Here is a 15305-nt window from a genome sequence, read left to right on the forward strand (position 1 = left end):
AGCGCCGATATGGCAGGTGTCATACCGATGACCGGTCTCCCCGAAAGAGGACCTGCTAGAAATGTTTCAGTTGAAGAATGTAACCCGCCAGTTCGGCAAGAAGACAGCCGTGTGCTCGGTTACCTTCGACATTCCCCAGGGCCAGATGGTCGGCGTGATCGGCCGCTCCGGCGCTGGCAAGTCTACGCTGCTTCGCATGATCAATCGCCTGGTCGACCTGTCGTCCGGCTCGATCGAGTTTGCCGGCACGGAAGTCTCGTCACTGCGCGGTGCCGCACTGCGCAACTGGCAGCGCGACTGCGCGATGATCTTCCAGCAGTTCAATCTGGTGCCGCGCCTCGACGTTCTGACCAATGTGCTGCTGGGTCGCCTGAACCATCGTTCGACGGTTCTGAGCATCCTCAACATGTTTACCCGCGAAGAGCGCATCATGGCGATCGGCGCGCTGGAGCGCCTCGGCATCGAGCAGACGGCGCTGCAGGCGGCGGGCACGCTTTCCGGCGGCCAGCAGCAGCGCGTGGCCATCGCCCGCGCATTGATGCAGCAGCCGAAGGTTCTGCTCGCTGACGAGCCGATCGCCTCGCTCGACCCGCTCAACGCCAAGATCGTCATGGACGCGCTGCGCGACATCAACGAGCGCGACGGCATCACCGTAATCACCAATCTCCACACGCTCGACACGGCGCGCAACTACTGCGAGCGGATCATCGGTATGGCGCACGGCCGCGTCGTCTTCGACGGCCAGCCGAAGGATCTGACGGCGGCCGCCGTCGCCGAGATCTACGGCGCCGACACGGGCATCGAGGAATCGATGACCTCGACAAGCATCAACATTCCGGCGGCCATTCCGCAGGAACAAACGGCATCTGCCGGCCTCCAGCCGCTGGCACTGGCCGGCATCTGACGCCCGCCAGGATCGAAGGCCCACGTCAAGGGCACCTCTTTGAAACCGAATATCATCCGGCAAAGCCGGAGAAACGGGAGAACCTTATGCTGAAGAAAGCTCTTCTGGGCGCCGTCGCCCTGCTCGCCCTCGTCGGCCACGCTCAGGCCGAAGACCTCAAGGAATTCCGCGTCGGCATCATCGGCGGCGAAAACGAAGCCGACCGCCTGCGCAACTTCCAGTGCATCGTCGACAAGCTGCCGGCCGCAATCGGCGTCGAAAAGGTTTCGCTGTTCCCGGCCGCCGACTATGACGGCGTCATCCAGGGCCTGCTCGGTGGTACGCTCGACTACGCCGAACTCGGCGCTTCGGGCTTTGCCAAGATCTACCTCGCCAAGGCCGACGCGGTCGAGCCGATCCTGACGACCGTCCAGACCGATGGTTCGACCGGCTACCACTCGATCATGGTCGCCCGCAAGGATTCCGGCATCACCAAGCTCGAAGATCTGAAGGGCAAGAAGCTCGGCTTTGCAGATCCGGACTCGACCTCTGGCTACCTCATCCCGCTCGTCACCCTGCCGGAATCGATCGGCGCGCCGGTCAAGGAATTCTTCGGTGAAACCGGCTTCGGCGGCGGTCACGAAAACCTGGTTCTCGAAGTCGTCAAGGGCACGTTCGATGCCGGCACGACCTTCGGTTCGGGCGTCGGCGAATTCAAGGACGGCTACACCTCGGGCAATCTGAAGAAGATGGTCGACAAGGGCATCCTCGACATGAACGACCTGGTCGAGCTCTGGAAGTCGCCGTTGATCCCGAACGGCCCGATCGTCGTCCGCTCGACGATGAACGACGACATGAAGGCGAAGTTCAAGCAGTTCATGCTCGACCTGCCGAAGACCGATGCCGCCTGCTTCTCCGCCATCCAGGGTGGCGATTTCACTGGCTTCACCGAAGTCAACGCCGACTTCTACAAGCCGATCATCGACGCCCGCAAGGCAACGATCGGCGGCTGATTTTCCTGATCATTCAAGGACGCTGGCCGCCAAAACGGCCAGCGTTCGCCTTTTTTCTGGGGCGCCTGGAGCGCCTGTCGACAGAGGCCGGCATTGCCGGAACATTCATGGCAACTTCCATGCTCCCGAGGCATCTGAGTGAAAACGGCGCGCTGGTCGAGCGCCACTGGCAGGAGTTGAACTCCCGTCGCCGGCTTTACTCCTGGCTCGGCTTCGCCGTGCTGTTGCTCGCCCTTTCCGGCTCGCTCTGGTTTGCCAACGATTCCAATGCCGGCAAATTCTTCGACCGCCTGCCGCACTTCTTCGATTTCGTCGGCGATCTCGCGCCGCGTGACGGCCTGGAAATCTTCCGCGCCATGTTCGATCTGCCTTCGCCCTACGACGACGGCAGCTTCAAGTACAATTATCCCGAGGGTCGGCTCTACCTGACCGAGAGCTTCTACATTCCTGAGTATGTGCACAAGATGCTGGAGACCGTGAACATCGCGATCTTCTCCACCGTCATCGGCACGTTCTTCGGCTTCATCTTCTGTTTCCTCGCCGCCCGCAACCTGATGCCCAATCCGTGGGTGCGGGGTGTCGTGCGCCGGCTGATGGAGATCCTGCGCGCCTTTCCCGAAGTGGTCATCGCCGGCTTCTTCCTGGCAATCCTTTCGCTCGGGCCGATACCCGCGATCGCGGCGGTTTCGATCCACACGGTCGGCGCACTCGGCAAGCTGTTTTTCGAGGTGGTCGAGAACGCCGACATGAAACCGGACGAGGGCCTGCGCGCCGCCGGTGGCAACTGGATCGAACGCGTCTGGTTCGGCATGGTGCCGCAGGTGCTGCCCAATTTCGCCAGCTATTTCCTGTTGCGTCTCGAGATCAACGTGCGGGCCTCGACCATCATCGGCGCAGTTGGCGGCGGCGGTATCGGCGAACTGCTGCGTCTGTCGATCGGCCAGGGCCATCAGGCAAAGACACTGGCGATCGTCATGCTGCTGTTTGCAACGATCTTCGCCGTCGACCAGTTTTCCGCATGGCTGCGCCGTCGCCTCGTCGGCGACCAGGCCTTCCAGCTTGCCCAGTAGGTGCGCATCATGACCTCCACGACCAGATTAAGCGCTCTCGAAATGGATGCGATCGCATCGCGTCACCCGCACTTGCTGCAGGGCTCCTCGAACAAGCGCCTGCGCACGATTGTCATCAGTGTCGGCCTCGTCGCTTACCTCATCTTCAGCTGGTGGTTCTTTTCGATCGGGCATGTTCTGGGCAACGCCAATTGGGGCATTGCCGGGACCTATCTCGCGGATTGGGTCTCCTACGAGGTTCGACCCGAGATCAAGATCGCCCGCGACAAGACGATGACGCTCGATTACCAGCGCAACTCGCCACTTGGGCCAAATCCCAATCCGGCATGGGTGGAACTCGACAAGGAAACCGTGACCCGAAAAGTCGAATTACCCGCTGCAACCGCACAGACCGCAAAGCCCAAGACGACGTCATCCTTCAGCTTCATGGCGCCGGGTTCAGCGCTCGGCGCGGCCAATACGCCAAGTGAGCAGAACCGCGTCGAAATGCGGACCGAGGAAATCATCACCAGGGCCGTCATCACCTATGACAGGTCGACGAAGATCGAAATTGCCGACGGACTCGTCAAGGCAACCCATCGTGGCGAGACGCTGACGATGGCCGTCGATGGCCAGGACACGGTAACCCCTCAGGGTGCCCTTCCCGCCTGGGCCACGCAGAAACGCCCGGGCGAGAAGATCACGCTCGCCTTTGGTGCAACTGGTTGGGCCGACGTCGAAGGTGACGACGTCTCGATCCGCAATCGCTTCTTCGGCTGGGCCAATTTCCTCTTCGACGTCCACTCACCGTTCTTCGGCAAGAGCTATGGCGACGTATTTTCGTTGATCACGAGCGGCGAGCGCATTGATCCCACGCGCTCGAACCTGTCGCTTGCCTGGAACAACATCCTCTACAACGCCGAATGGCAGCATCTGGATGTGTGGACCAAACTGCTGCAGACCGTGGTCATGGCCTTCGTCGGCACGCTTTTTGCCTCGCTGGTCGCGTTCCCGCTCTGCTTCCTGGCGGCGCGCAACATCACCCCGAATTTCCTGACGAACCAGATCGCCAAGCGCTTCTTCGATTTCCTGCGTTCGGTGGACATGTTCATCTGGGCATTGTTCTTCACGCGCGCCTTTGGCCCGGGACCGCTTGCCGGCATGTCGGCAATTTTCTTCACCGATACAGGCACCTTGGGCAAGCTCTACTCCGAGGCTTTGGAGAACATCGACGACAAGCAGCGCGAAGGCGTAAAATCCGTCGGCGCCACCCCGCTTGCCGTGCAACGCTTTGGCGTCCTGCCGCAGGTCCTGCCGGTATTCGCCAGCCAGGCGCTCTATTTCTGGGAATCCAACACGCGTTCGGCAACGATCATCGGCGCTGTCGGCGCCGGTGGCATCGGCCTGAAACTCTGGGAAGCGATGCGTACCAACTCCGATTGGGAAAATGTCGCTTATATGGTGCTTCTCATCTTGCTGGTCGTGTTTATTTTCGACAGCATCTCGAACGCCTGCCGCTCGCGACTGATGGGGCAGAAGGCTCATTGACGAGAAGAATTTTTGCAGCGCGGTCATCATGATGTTGTCATGGAAATCGGCTAGCTGCGCATCGCATCCCGCGAACAATCGACCCGCCGTTCCGGCGGGCCGGTCGATACAAGAAAGTGAAGACCGTGCGTTATGCAATCTACTTCGCGCCGCCGGCAGACGACCGGCTGTCGCAGACGGCGGCCCGTTGGCTCGGCCGTGATGCCTTTACCGGCGAGACCAATGAACTTTCAGCGTTAGGCAGCCTTGATGCCGCCACGCGACATGCACTGACTGCCGACCCGCGACGCTACGGCTTTCACGGCACTCTCAAGGCCCCCTTCACACTTGCCGAAGACCGCAGCGAAGCCGAGCTGGTCGCAGCCTTCGAAACGTTTGCCGACAACCTTGAACCCTTCGAGATCCCTCAACTCACGCTCCTTCAGCTTGGCCCGTTCTTCGCGCTGGTTTCCGCGACCCACTGCGAGGCGTTGCAGGAATTCGCGGCGCAGGCCGTGCAAACCTTCGAGCCGTTTCGGGCGCCGTTGTCGGACCTGGACATGGCGCGACGCAACCCGGACAAGCTTCCGGAGCGGCAGAGGGAATACTTGAGAAAGTGGGGATATCCCTTTGTTTTCGAAGAATTTCAGTTTCACCTGACGCTGACCGGGCCGGTACCCGGCGAGACAGCGAAACCAATGCGGACCGTGCTTGAGAGCACCTTTGCTGATCACATCGGCAAGCCGCTTCACGTCACGTCAGTTGCGCTCTTCGTCGAGCCGCACCGTGGCGCACCGTTCCTGGTCCATTCCCTGCTGCCGCTCCGCGGCGCGACACAACGAAAGATCGCATGAGATGAGCAATGAACAAGTCCTGACCAATGCCCGCATCGTTCTGGAGGACAGTATCCTCGACGGCTCGGTGCTGATCCGCGACGGCAAGATCGCCGATATCTCTCATGGCACGACCAACACTGGTGAAGACTTCGAAGGCGACTACCTTCTGCCTGGCCTCATCGAGCTGCACACCGACCACCTTGAGGCACATTACTCGCCGCGGCCCGGCGTTCGCTGGTTGAAGATCGCCGCGATCCAGGCACACGACGCACAGGTCGTCACGTCTGGCATCACCACCGTATTCGACTGCCTGCGCCTTGGTTCGGACGAAGACGGCGGTTTCCAGAAGGGCGAAATGCGCAGCATGGCGGACGCGCTGGCCCAGGCCAAGCAGGAAGGCCGCCTGCGCGCCGACCATCTGATCCACCTGCGCTGCGAGGTTTCGACATCGGACGTGCTCGATCACTACGAGGACTTCCAGAACGATCCGCAGGTCAAGCTCGTCTCGCTGATGGACCACGCGCCGGGGCAGCGCCAGTTCCAGACGATGGACCAGTACACGCTCTACTACAAATCCAAGCGCGGCCTGTCGGACGCCGAATTCGGAAAATTCGTTGAACGTCAGCAGGCGCTTTCGGCGAAGTATGCCGGCCCGCACCGCGATGCGCTCGCCAAGGCCTGTGCTGAGCGCGGCATTACCATCGCCAGCCACGACGACGCCACGATCGCCCATGTCGACGAATCTATCAGCTACGGCATCAAGCTCGCCGAGTTCCCGACCAGCTTCGAAGCGGCGGAAGCCTCCCATCGCGCCGGTCTTAGTGTGCTGATGGGCGCGCCCAACATCGTGCGCGGCAAGTCGCATTCGGGCAATATCGCCGCCCGTGACCTTGCCGACCGCGGCGTGCTCGACGTGCTTTCGTCCGATTATGTGCCCTTCAGCCTGATCCACGCGCCGTTCGTGCTCGCCGATGAGCTTGAAGCCATCGACCTGCCGAAGGCGATCGCCATGGTCAGCACCACCCCTGCCCGCACCGTCGGCCTCGACGATCGTGGCCGGATTGCCGTCGGCTTGCGCGCCGACATCGCGCGTGTCCACAGGCAGGAAGGTATTCCAGTGGTGCGTTCGGTCTGGCGCGAAGGTCGGCGTGTCGCATGAGCCAGCTCGAACTTAGGCGTGGCGCGCTTGTCGTCGTCGTCGGCCCGAGCGGGGCCGGCAAGGATAGCGTCATGGGCTTTGCCGCCCGACACTTCTGCGACTGCTCCGATGTCCACTTCGTTCGCCGCGTGATCACGCGGCCGTCGGACGCCGGAGGCGAGGTGCATGAAAGCGTTTCAGTCGCCGAATTCGTCGACATGGAGCAGGCAGGCGCCTTCGCTGTGTCCTGGGACGCGCACGGCCTGAAATACGGCATTCCCGAAGACGTTCGCCGCAATGTCGAACACGGCACCACGGCAATCGTCAACGGCAGCCGAAGCGCCCTGCCGGCGTTCCGCGCCGCCTTCGGCAACATCGCCGTCGCGGTCATCACGGCCGAGCCCGCCGCGCTCGCCAAGCGTCTTGCCGAGCGCGGACGCGAAAGCGAAGAGGACGTGTTGCGCCGGCTCTCGCGACAGGTGCCCGACGTCACATCGGGACCGGATGTCACGATCATCGACAACAGCGGTCGCCTTGAGAGTGCCGGGCGTCACTTCGTCGACCTCGTCGAGCGATTGCGCATGAGTGCCGCCCATCCGGCCTAAGTGTCGCGTTTTCCCAGGCGCCGTTTTTTAAGACCCTGGAGCAACCGCTCCGGGGTCTTTTGCATTTGAATGCCATCGCCCGGCGGCAATTCCGTGCGCCGTCTCCTTCCCTTTTCCTTCAGCAAGTCAATTTTCCTCTTGTCGAGACGATTATTATGTATATACATTATATCCAACGAGAGGGGATCGGCTGATGAGTCAATTTTCGACCAACGCAAACGCGTCCGGCATCTGGCGCAATCTTCGCCTTGCGACGTTGCGACCCGATCAAGACGGCCTCGGCATGGTGGAAAAGGGCGCAGTGGCTGTCGTCGACGGGCACATTGCCTTTGCCGGCGCCGAGAGCGACCTTCCCGCCGATCTATCCCGCACACTTGAAGCAACGAATTGCAACGGCCGGGTGATGACGCCCGCCTTCATCGATTGCCATACGCACCTCGTCCACGGCGGCAACCGCGCTCGCGAGTTCCAGATGCGGCTCGAAGGTGCGTCCTATGAGGAAATCGCCCGCGCCGGTGGCGGTATCGTCTCCTCGGTCAAGGCAACCAATGCACTCTCAGTCGACGCGCTCGTGGAAAGCGCTCTGCCACGGCTCGACACGCTCATTGCCGAAGGTGTTTCGACGGTCGAGATCAAGTCCGGCTACGGCCTGAATATCGACGCCGAACTCAACATGCTGCGCGCCGCGCGCAAGCTTGGCGACAAACGTCCGGTCCGCATCGTCACCAGCTATCTCGCAGCGCATGCGACCCCCGCCGACTACAAGGGGCGCAACGACGACTACATTTCCGAGGTGGTGCTTCCGGGTCTTGATGTCGCCCACGCCGAGGGCCTGGTCGATGCCGTCGATGGCTTCTGCGAAGGCATCGCCTTTTCGACCGCAGAGATCGCCCGCGTCTTCGGTCGCGCCAAGGCGCTCGGCCTGCCGGTCAAACTGCATGCCGAACAGCTTTCCAACCTCGGTGGCGCCAAGCTTGCCGCCTCCTACGGTGCGTTGTCCGCCGACCATCTCGAATATCTCGACGCTGATGGAGCGCAGGCAATCGCCAAATCGGGCACGGTAGCCGTGCTGTTGCCCGGCGCGTTTTACGCGCTGCGCGAAAAGCAGCTTCCGCCGGTGGACGCGCTGCGCGCTGCCGGAGCGCACATCGCCATCGCAACGGATTGCAATCCCGGCACCTCGCCGCTGACTTCGCTGCTACTGACCATGAACATGTCGGCGACGTTCTTCCGGTTGACGATTGCCGAATGCCTCGCCGGCGTTACCCGCGAGGCGGCACGTGCGCTCGGGCTTCTCGCCGAAACCGGCACGATCGAAGTCGGCAAGTCTGCCGACCTCGCACTCTGGAACATCGAAGATCCGGCCGAGCTCGTCTACCGCATCGGCTTCAATCCACTTCATCTGCGCATCTTTAAGGGCGAAAGGACCGGTCTATGACCATCATTCTGCATCCAGGCTCGGTTCCGCTTGAGTATCTCGAGACCATCTATTGGAGCGGCGAACCTGCCCGCCTGCATCCGTCGTTCGACGCAGGAATCGAGAAGGCGGCCAAGCGCATCGCCGAGATCGTCGCCGGCAATGCGCCTGTCTATGGCATCAACACCGGCTTCGGCAAACTGGCTTCGATCAAGATCGACAGCGCTGACGTCGCCACCCTGCAGCGCAACCTGATCCTGTCGCATTGCTGCGGCGTCGGCCAGCCGCTCGCCGAAAACATCGTCCGCCTGATCCTGTCGCTGAAGCTCGTTTCTCTCGGTCGCGGCGCCTCCGGCGTCAGGCTCGAACTGGTGCGGCTGATAGAGGCGATGCTCGACAAGGGTGTCATCCCGGTCATTCCGGAAAAGGGCTCGGTCGGTGCGTCCGGCGACCTGGCACCGCTTGCCCACATGGCAGCCGTCATGATGGGCCACGGCGAGGCATTCTTCGAAGGCGCCCGCATGTCCGGCGCACAGGCCATTGCCAAGGCCGGGCTGACGCCGGTGGTGCTTGCCGCCAAGGAAGGCCTCGCGCTGATCAACGGCACTCAGACGTCGACCGCACTCGCGCTCGCCGGCCTCTTCCGCACCCACCGCGCCGCCCAGGCAGCGCTCATCACCGGCGCAATGTCGACCGATGCAGCGATGGGTTCGTCTGCGCCCTTCCATCCGGACATTCACACACTTCGCGGCCATCAGGGCCAGATCGACACCGCCGCCGCCCTTCGCGCGCTTCTCTCAGGTTCCGCCATTCGCGAAAGCCATATCGAGGGCGACGAGCGGGTGCAGGATCCCTATTGCATTCGCTGCCAGCCGCAGGTGGACGGCGCCTGCCTCGACCTGTTGCGCTCGGTCGCGCGCGTGCTCGAAATCGAAGCGAATGCCGTTACCGACAACCCGCTTGTCCTTTCCGACAATTCCGTCGTCTCCGGCGGCAACTTCCACGCAGAACCGGTAGCGTTTGCCGCCGACCAGATCGCGCTCGCGGTTTGCGAGATCGGCGCGATCTCCCAGCGGCGCATTGCCCTTCTTGTCGACCCGGCCTTGTCCTACGGACTGCCGGCCTTTCTCGCCAAGAAGCCTGGCCTCAACTCCGGCCTGATGATCGCCGAGGTGACGTCGGCGGCGTTGATGTCGGAAAACAAGCAACTTTCGCACCCGGCCTCGGTCGACTCCACGCCGACATCGGCCAATCAGGAAGACCATGTTTCAATGGCCTGCCATGGCGCCCGCCGGCTGCTGCAGATGACCGACAACCTGTTTTCGATCATCGGCATCGAGGCGCTGACCGCCGTGCAGGGCGTCGAATTCCGTGCGCCGTTGACAACGAGCCCCGAACTTCAAAAAGCCGCCGCAGCCCTACGTGCAGTTTCGCCGACGATCGAAGAGGACCGCTATCTCGCCGACGATCTGCAGGCGGCCGGCGAGCTGATCGCATCCGGCACCCTGAATGCCGCGATTTCTGCCGGCATTCTGCCAAAACTGGAGGCTTGAGATGAGCGTCTTCGAAGTCCGCCAGGGCACCTCGCCCGTCATCCTCGGCTTTCCGCACACCGGCACGGATGTGCCGGCTGAAATATGGGACCGTCTCAACGATACCGGTCGCCTGCTCGCAGACACCGATTGGCACATTCACAAGCTCTATGAAGGCCTGTTGCCTGATGTTACCGTCGTGCGCGCCACCTTCCACCGCTACGTAATCGACGCCAACCGCGACCCGGAAAACGTCAGCCTTTATCCCGGGCAGAACACCACCGGGCTTATCCCGGAGACCGATTTCGACGGGTTGCCGATCTGGAAGGATGGCGAGGCCCCGACGGAGGCCGACACGGCATCGCGCCTGCGCCAATTCCATGCGCCTTATCACGCCGCATTTCTGGCCGAGATCGAGCGGGTCAAGGCCATCCACGGCATCGCCATCGTCTACGACTGCCATTCCATCCGCTCGCATATCCCGTTCCTGTTCGACGGCAAGCTGCCGGACCTGAACATCGGCACGGACATGGGCCGCACCTGCGCGCCTGCTATCGAGAAGGCCGCCGTCGATATCGCCGCTTCGGCCGATGGTTACACGAGCATTCTCAACGGCCGCTTCAAGGGCGGCTGGACGACCCGGCATTACGGGCGCCCGGAAACCGGCGTGCACGCCATCCAGATGGAACTGGCGCAATCGACCCATCTTGCCACCGAGGAGCCGCCTTTCGTGCTCGACGCCAGCAAGGCGGAACGCCTGCGCGCGCCCCTTCGGGCCATTCTTCAAAGCATCGAGAATACCGCATTCGACCTTAAAACGCTGACAGGGAGCGAGGCATGACCATGAACAATCCGCGCCACAATATTCGCGACGTGCGCGCCCCACAGGGCACCACGCTCAACGCCAAGAGCTGGATGACCGAAGCGCCGCTGCGCATGCTGATGAACAACCTCGACCCGAACGTGGCAGAAAACCCGCACGAGCTGGTCGTCTATGGCGGTATCGGCCGCGCCGCCCGCACCTGGGCCGACTTCGACAAGATCGTCGAAACCCTGAAGGACCTCAACGAAGACGAGACCCTGCTCGTCCAGTCCGGCAAGCCGGTCGGCGTCTTCCGCACCCACAAGGATGCGCCGCGCGTCCTGATCGCCAACTCCAACCTGGTGCCGCATTGGGCAACCTGGGACCACTTCAACGAGCTGGATAAAAAGGGTCTGGCGATGTACGGCCAGATGACGGCCGGCTCGTGGATCTACATCGGCACGCAGGGCATCGTTCAGGGCACCTACGAAACCTTCGTCGAGGCCGGCCGCCAGCATTACGGTGGCAGCCTCAAAGGCAAGTGGGTGCTGACAGGTGGTCTGGGCGGCATGGGCGGCGCACAGCCGCTGGCAGCCGTCATGGCCGGTGCATCCTGCCTCGCGGTCGAGTGCAACCCGGACTCGATCGACTTCCGCCTTCGCACCCGCTACGTCGATGAAAAGGCGGAAACGCTCGACGAGGCGATGGAGATGATCGCCCGCTGGACGAAAAACGGCGAAGCCAAGTCCGTCGGCCTGCTCGGCAACACCGCCGAAATCCTGCCGGAAATGGTTCGCCGCGGCATCCGCCCGGATATGGTCACCGACCAGACCTCCGCGCATGATCCGGTCAACGGCTACCTGCCCAAGGGCTGGACCATGGCCGAGTGGAAGGCCAAGCGCGAGAGCGACCCGAAGGCTGTCGAAAAGGCTGCGCGCGCCTCGATGCGTGAACATGTGGAAGCCATGATCGCCTTCCAGGACATGGGCATCCCGACCTTCGACTACGGCAACAACATCCGCCAGGTCGCCAAGGAAGAGGGCCTCGAAAACGCCTTCGCCTTCCCCGGCTTCGTGCCGGCCTATATTCGCCCGCTCTTTTGCCGCGGCATCGGCCCGTTCCGTTGGGCCGCACTCTCCGGCGATCCGGAAGACATCTACAAGACCGATGCCAAGGTCAAGGAACTGACCCCCGGCAACACCCACCTGCACAATTGGCTCGACATGGCGCGCGAGCGCATCTCGTTCCAGGGACTGCCAGCACGCATCTGCTGGGTCGGTCTCGGTGATCGCCATCGGCTCGGCCTCGCCTTCAACGAAATGGTCAGAAACGGCGAGCTCAAGGCTCCTGTTGTCATCGGCCGCGATCACCTCGACTCCGGCTCGGTCGCCTCGCCGAACCGCGAAACGGAAGCGATGAAGGACGGCTCGGACGCCGTCTCCGACTGGCCGCTGCTCAACGCCCTCTTGAACACTGCGTCCGGCGCCACCTGGGTGTCGCTGCACCATGGCGGCGGCGTCGGCATGGGCTTCTCGCAGCATTCGGGCGTCGTCATCTGCGCCGATGGCACTGATGATGCCGCCAAGCGACTTGAGCGTGTACTCTGGAACGACCCGGCCACCGGCGTCATGCGCCACGCCGATGCCGGCTACGACATCGCGCTCGACTGCGCCAAGGACAAGGGCCTGCGCCTGCCGGGCATCCTCGGCAACTGACGAAGATTTAGGGGCGCCGGTCTGGCGCCCCTACCCCTTGTTCTTACGGGGTGGTCGCTTTCCGATTGCCGCCTTCGAGCAAGAGCAGTAGCCCAAGGCCCGCCAATCCGCCAAGACCTCCAAGAAGTGCTGTTCCCGAATAGTCGCTGATGCGGGTGCCGAGTGCAAAGAGCGCCGCGCAAAGGCCGCCGCTCATGAAGATGTTGACCGAGATCAGCGAGCTTCCGAGCCCCGGCCGGTCGGCAATCAATTCCTGCAGGTAGGTGATGGGGATCGTGATCAGCGCGGCAGCGCCGAAGGCGCTGATCAGCGTCAGCGCATAGATGTGCCACGGCGCCGACGACAGTCCGAGCAGGACCATGTAGCCGATATAGATGACCGTCCCGAGCGCCAGTGCCTTCGCCGGCAGCAGGCTCACCTGGATGCGCGCCCAGACGAAGATGAAGACCACCTCGAGAAAAGCGACAACGCCGGCGATGATGCCGATATCCGTGACGCTACCACCGACGGCATTGGTCATGATCAGCGGCAGGACGGCCGCATTGATATGCAATGTCGAGGTGATCATTGCCACCGCGACCACGCGCGCGAAGATGCGCGGCGCAAGGATCTCGCCGAAGGATGTCCAATAGGAAAGGCGCTTGCCCAGGCCCGGATCGACGCCGCGCTCGTTCGGCAAGGAGAAGAAGACCAGAAGCAGGTTGGCCGAGCATCCGAGGCTGGCGAGCAGATAGGCGGGCAGCATGCTGTCGCCACCGGCAAGCGCAAAGCCCACCAGCCCGGGCACCAATACCCAGGCAAGCGAAATCGCCGCGCGCGCGCCGGTCGTCAGAGCGCCGGCGTCCTGCCCACTCATGCGCCGCGCGACGCTGCGCACATTGGCAAAGAGCAACGTGTAGACTGCGCCATAGATCGGCAGGAACAGAAGCACGCTGACGAGAAAGCTCGATTGATAGGGCAGGACATAGACAATGCCGTAGCCGACCACGCCGAACAGGATCGCGTTCGACATCAGCACGCGATAATTGCCGATCCGATCGGCAAGGATGCCGATGGAAACGCTGACGATGACGTTCACCGTCGCGGCGGCCAGAATCAGCAGTGAATAGAGCCCGTCACTCAGGCCCAGTTCGTTGATGCCGACCACGGATTGATAGGGTGAGGTTGCCGCCCCGGCGAAGCCGAAGAGAAAGATCGCCAGCATGCTGACCCGAATCGACGGGTTGCGCATGGCGCTGAAAAGCGAGGAAGTCATGATGATGCACGTCCACGAAGGAGGCGATTTCAAAAGGGGAGCTTGGCGCCGGCGGGTCGCACCGGCGGTTGCATTGCGGGAAGCTGCTTACACCGATTCCGACCAGCGCGCCGAGAGATTCGCCTTGGGCATAAAGTCGAATTCCTGATCGAAGGGAAATGCGGGACGAGAGCGGTGCAGGCTTGCCAGATGGGGGATGTCCTGGTTGACGACACCATCGGTCAACGCCATCAGGTTGGGGTTGGCAATCGGCGCGAGTTCCGGCGAGAGATAGCCTGACTTGACCACGAGCAACCGGACATTGCTCGGGTCGAGGCCGAGGCGGGTGAAGTCGGCGATATCGTGATAGGGTCGACGTCGCGCCGAAAGCACGACGTCGATCGCCCCAACGCGGACAACCGCCTGGCGCTCCTTTGCAGGACCAGGATCATCGAGCCGTACCACTTCCACCAGCATCTCCGCGACGGGACTTGCCGGATCGAGGCTGCCGCCGATCTTCAGCATCAGGTTTTCGCCGACGCCGGCAGCAAAGCAGGCTTCCACGGCAGGACGATCGGCGATACCGGCGATGAGTGCGCCGCGCCACCCCCGCGCAAGCAGGGCCTTCAACACATCCGCCCTATCGCCGACACCGCCGCCGGTCGGGTTGTCGCCGGAATCGGCAAGGATGATGGGGGTTGTCGTCGCCTTTTCGGCGACATCGAGCATGGCGTCGAGCGGGCCCGTCACAGGACCGAAACGGAAATTGCGACGTTCCGCCCAGTATGCCGCCGCAATGTCGACGGCTGCCTGCTCTGCCGCGGCCCGATCGGTCGCGGTAATCACGGCACAAGCCGTTGCACGCGGCTCGTCGGCCCAGACATAGCCGACCATCAGGTTGGCATCGAGCACACCCGGCCGCGCGTCGATGTCGGGCAGTTGCCGGTAGAGGCCCCTGGCCGGCTCGTCCTCGGTAGAGGTGCATTCCCCCGGCAGCAACACGGGGATCTTTGCCCACGCAACACCCGGGCGCGTCCCGCTGCGTAGCGCCTCAATGAGCATCGCCCAGGCGCGGATCATCGTTTCACGCGTGTCGATGTGCGGCGCGGTCCGATAGCCCGCGAAGATGTCGATCTGGTCGATGATACGCTGGCTGACATTGCCGTGCAGATCGTAGCTGGTGGCGATCGGGCAGTCCGGCCCGACGACAGATCTCGCGGCAGAGATCCAGTCCCCCTCAGCATCCTCCATGCCGTCGACCTTGATCGCCCCATGCATGGCGAGATAGAGCCCGTTGATCGGCAGGGCCTGTTGCAGCCGGTCGAGAAACTCCGCCTTGAAGGCGTCGTAGGTCGGTCGGGACACCGGCCCACCGGGCACGGCGCGCGCGTGCAGGAGCGGCAGATGCTCGATGCCTTCAGCGTCGAGAAAATCGAAATACTCCGCCTGGAGCAGATCCGCCCCGCGCAGCACCCGAAAATCCTCGACCGCCATCAGCACCGGCGAATAGGTGCTGCACTCCGTATGGATACCGCCGACGGCAATGCGCATGGA

At 62.7% G+C, this 15305-nt stretch carries 13 protein-coding genes; 11 read left to right on the forward strand and 2 right to left on the reverse strand.

The genetic code is table 11. The annotated features are described in order from the left end of the window. The first annotated feature begins 61 nt into the window (after positions 1 to 61). The 11 genes from phnC (at position 62) to hutU (ending at position 12517) form a co-directional block, all read left to right on the forward strand. Positions 62 to 904, forward strand: a complete 843-nt coding sequence (gene phnC, locus ASD03_RS31445) for a phosphonate ABC transporter ATP-binding protein (protein WP_057218067.1) — start codon at positions 62 to 64, stop codon at positions 902 to 904. Positions 905 to 990: 86 nt separating this feature from the next. Further along, positions 991 to 1896, forward strand: coding sequence for a phosphonate ABC transporter substrate-binding protein (gene phnD, locus ASD03_RS31450; RefSeq protein WP_025428673.1), 906 nt, complete (start codon positions 991 to 993; stop codon positions 1894 to 1896). 107 nt (positions 1897 to 2003) lie between these two features. Further along, positions 2004 to 2966: a phosphonate ABC transporter, permease protein PhnE gene (phnE, locus tag ASD03_RS31455; protein ID WP_057218070.1), complete on the forward strand. Its 963-nt coding sequence runs from the start codon at positions 2004 to 2006 to the stop codon at positions 2964 to 2966. Positions 2967 to 2975: 9 nt separating this feature from the next. Further along, positions 2976 to 4493, forward strand: a complete 1518-nt coding sequence (phnE, locus tag ASD03_RS31460) for a phosphonate ABC transporter, permease protein PhnE (RefSeq protein ID WP_057218295.1) — start codon at positions 2976 to 2978, stop codon at positions 4491 to 4493. Positions 4494 to 4618: 125 nt separating this feature from the next. Then, on the forward strand, positions 4619 to 5326 hold the full coding sequence (locus ASD03_RS31465) for a DUF1045 domain-containing protein (RefSeq protein WP_057218297.1): 708 nt from the start codon (positions 4619 to 4621) through the stop codon (positions 5324 to 5326). A gap of 1 nt (position 5327) precedes the next feature. Then, positions 5328 to 6467, forward strand: a complete 1140-nt coding sequence (locus ASD03_RS31470; protein WP_057218072.1) for an alpha-D-ribose 1-methylphosphonate 5-triphosphate diphosphatase — start codon at positions 5328 to 5330, stop codon at positions 6465 to 6467. Beyond that, the gene (phnN, locus tag ASD03_RS31475; RefSeq protein WP_057211228.1) at positions 6464 to 7051 is read left to right on the forward strand and encodes a phosphonate metabolism protein/1,5-bisphosphokinase (PRPP-forming) PhnN; all 588 of its coding nucleotides are present in this window, start codon (positions 6464 to 6466) and stop codon (positions 7049 to 7051) included. The genes ASD03_RS31470 and phnN overlap by 4 nt, the downstream gene beginning before the upstream one ends. 193 nt (positions 7052 to 7244) lie before the next feature. Beyond that, positions 7245 to 8489, forward strand: a complete 1245-nt coding sequence (gene hutI / locus ASD03_RS31480; RefSeq protein WP_057218073.1) for an imidazolonepropionase — start codon at positions 7245 to 7247, stop codon at positions 8487 to 8489. Next, positions 8486 to 10021, forward strand: coding sequence for a histidine ammonia-lyase (hutH, locus tag ASD03_RS31485; RefSeq protein WP_057218076.1), 1536 nt, complete (start codon positions 8486 to 8488; stop codon positions 10019 to 10021). Before hutI ends, hutH begins: the two co-directional genes overlap by 4 nt. Before the next feature lies 1 nt (position 10022). Then, complete coding sequence (hutG, locus tag ASD03_RS31490) at positions 10023 to 10841, forward strand: N-formylglutamate deformylase (protein ID WP_057218078.1); 819 nt, start codon at positions 10023 to 10025, stop codon at positions 10839 to 10841. A 2-nt stretch (positions 10842 to 10843) separates the two neighbouring features. Further along, positions 10844 to 12517: a urocanate hydratase gene (hutU, locus tag ASD03_RS31495; protein ID WP_057218298.1), complete on the forward strand. Its 1674-nt coding sequence runs from the start codon at positions 10844 to 10846 to the stop codon at positions 12515 to 12517. 43 nt (positions 12518 to 12560) lie between these two features. Here the strand turns inward: hutU and ASD03_RS31500 are convergent, their stop codons facing one another. Together ASD03_RS31500 and ASD03_RS31505 are read right to left on the reverse strand one after the other, a co-directional pair. Further along, positions 12561 to 13772 (reverse strand): MFS transporter, encoded by a 1212-nt coding sequence (locus tag ASD03_RS31500; protein WP_057218079.1) that lies wholly within the window; start codon positions 13770 to 13772, stop codon positions 12561 to 12563. Between the two features lie 87 nt (positions 13773 to 13859). After that, positions 13860 to 15302: a M81 family metallopeptidase gene (locus ASD03_RS31505; RefSeq protein ID WP_057218081.1), complete on the reverse strand. Its 1443-nt coding sequence runs from the start codon at positions 15300 to 15302 to the stop codon at positions 13860 to 13862. Positions 15303 to 15305 lie beyond the last annotated feature (3 nt).

It is taken from the genome of Ensifer sp. Root127 (assembly GCF_001425225.1).
Lineage (GTDB): Bacteria > Pseudomonadota > Alphaproteobacteria > Rhizobiales > Rhizobiaceae > Ensifer > Ensifer canadensis.

What these genes read in the sequence shown, in the direction of transcription:
- phnC (WP_057218067.1), top strand. Translation starts at nt 62, where the DNA reads ATGTTTCAGTTGAAGAATGTAACCCGCCAGTTCGGCAAGAAGACAGCC.
- phnD (WP_025428673.1), top strand. Translation starts at nt 991, where the DNA reads ATGCTGAAGAAAGCTCTTCTGGGCGCCGTCGCCCTGCTCGCCCTCGTC.
- phnE (WP_057218070.1), top strand. Translation starts at nt 2,004, where the DNA reads ATGGCAACTTCCATGCTCCCGAGGCATCTGAGTGAAAACGGCGCGCTG.
- phnE (WP_057218295.1), top strand. Translation starts at nt 2,976, where the DNA reads ATGACCTCCACGACCAGATTAAGCGCTCTCGAAATGGATGCGATCGCA.
- ASD03_RS31470 (WP_057218072.1), top strand. Translation starts at nt 5,328, where the DNA reads ATGAGCAATGAACAAGTCCTGACCAATGCCCGCATCGTTCTGGAGGAC.
- phnN (WP_057211228.1), top strand. Translation starts at nt 6,464, where the DNA reads ATGAGCCAGCTCGAACTTAGGCGTGGCGCGCTTGTCGTCGTCGTCGGC.
- hutI (WP_057218073.1), top strand. Translation starts at nt 7,245, where the DNA reads ATGAGTCAATTTTCGACCAACGCAAACGCGTCCGGCATCTGGCGCAAT.
- hutH (WP_057218076.1), top strand. Translation starts at nt 8,486, where the DNA reads ATGACCATCATTCTGCATCCAGGCTCGGTTCCGCTTGAGTATCTCGAG.
- hutG (WP_057218078.1), top strand. Translation starts at nt 10,023, where the DNA reads ATGAGCGTCTTCGAAGTCCGCCAGGGCACCTCGCCCGTCATCCTCGGC.
- hutU (WP_057218298.1), top strand. Translation starts at nt 10,844, where the DNA reads ATGAACAATCCGCGCCACAATATTCGCGACGTGCGCGCCCCACAGGGC.
- ASD03_RS31500 (WP_057218079.1), bottom strand. Translation starts at nt 13,772, where the DNA reads ATGACTTCCTCGCTTTTCAGCGCCATGCGCAACCCGTCGATTCGGGTC.
- ASD03_RS31505 (WP_057218081.1), bottom strand. Translation starts at nt 15,302, where the DNA reads ATGCGCATTGCCGTCGGCGGTATCCATACGGAGTGCAGCACCTATTCG.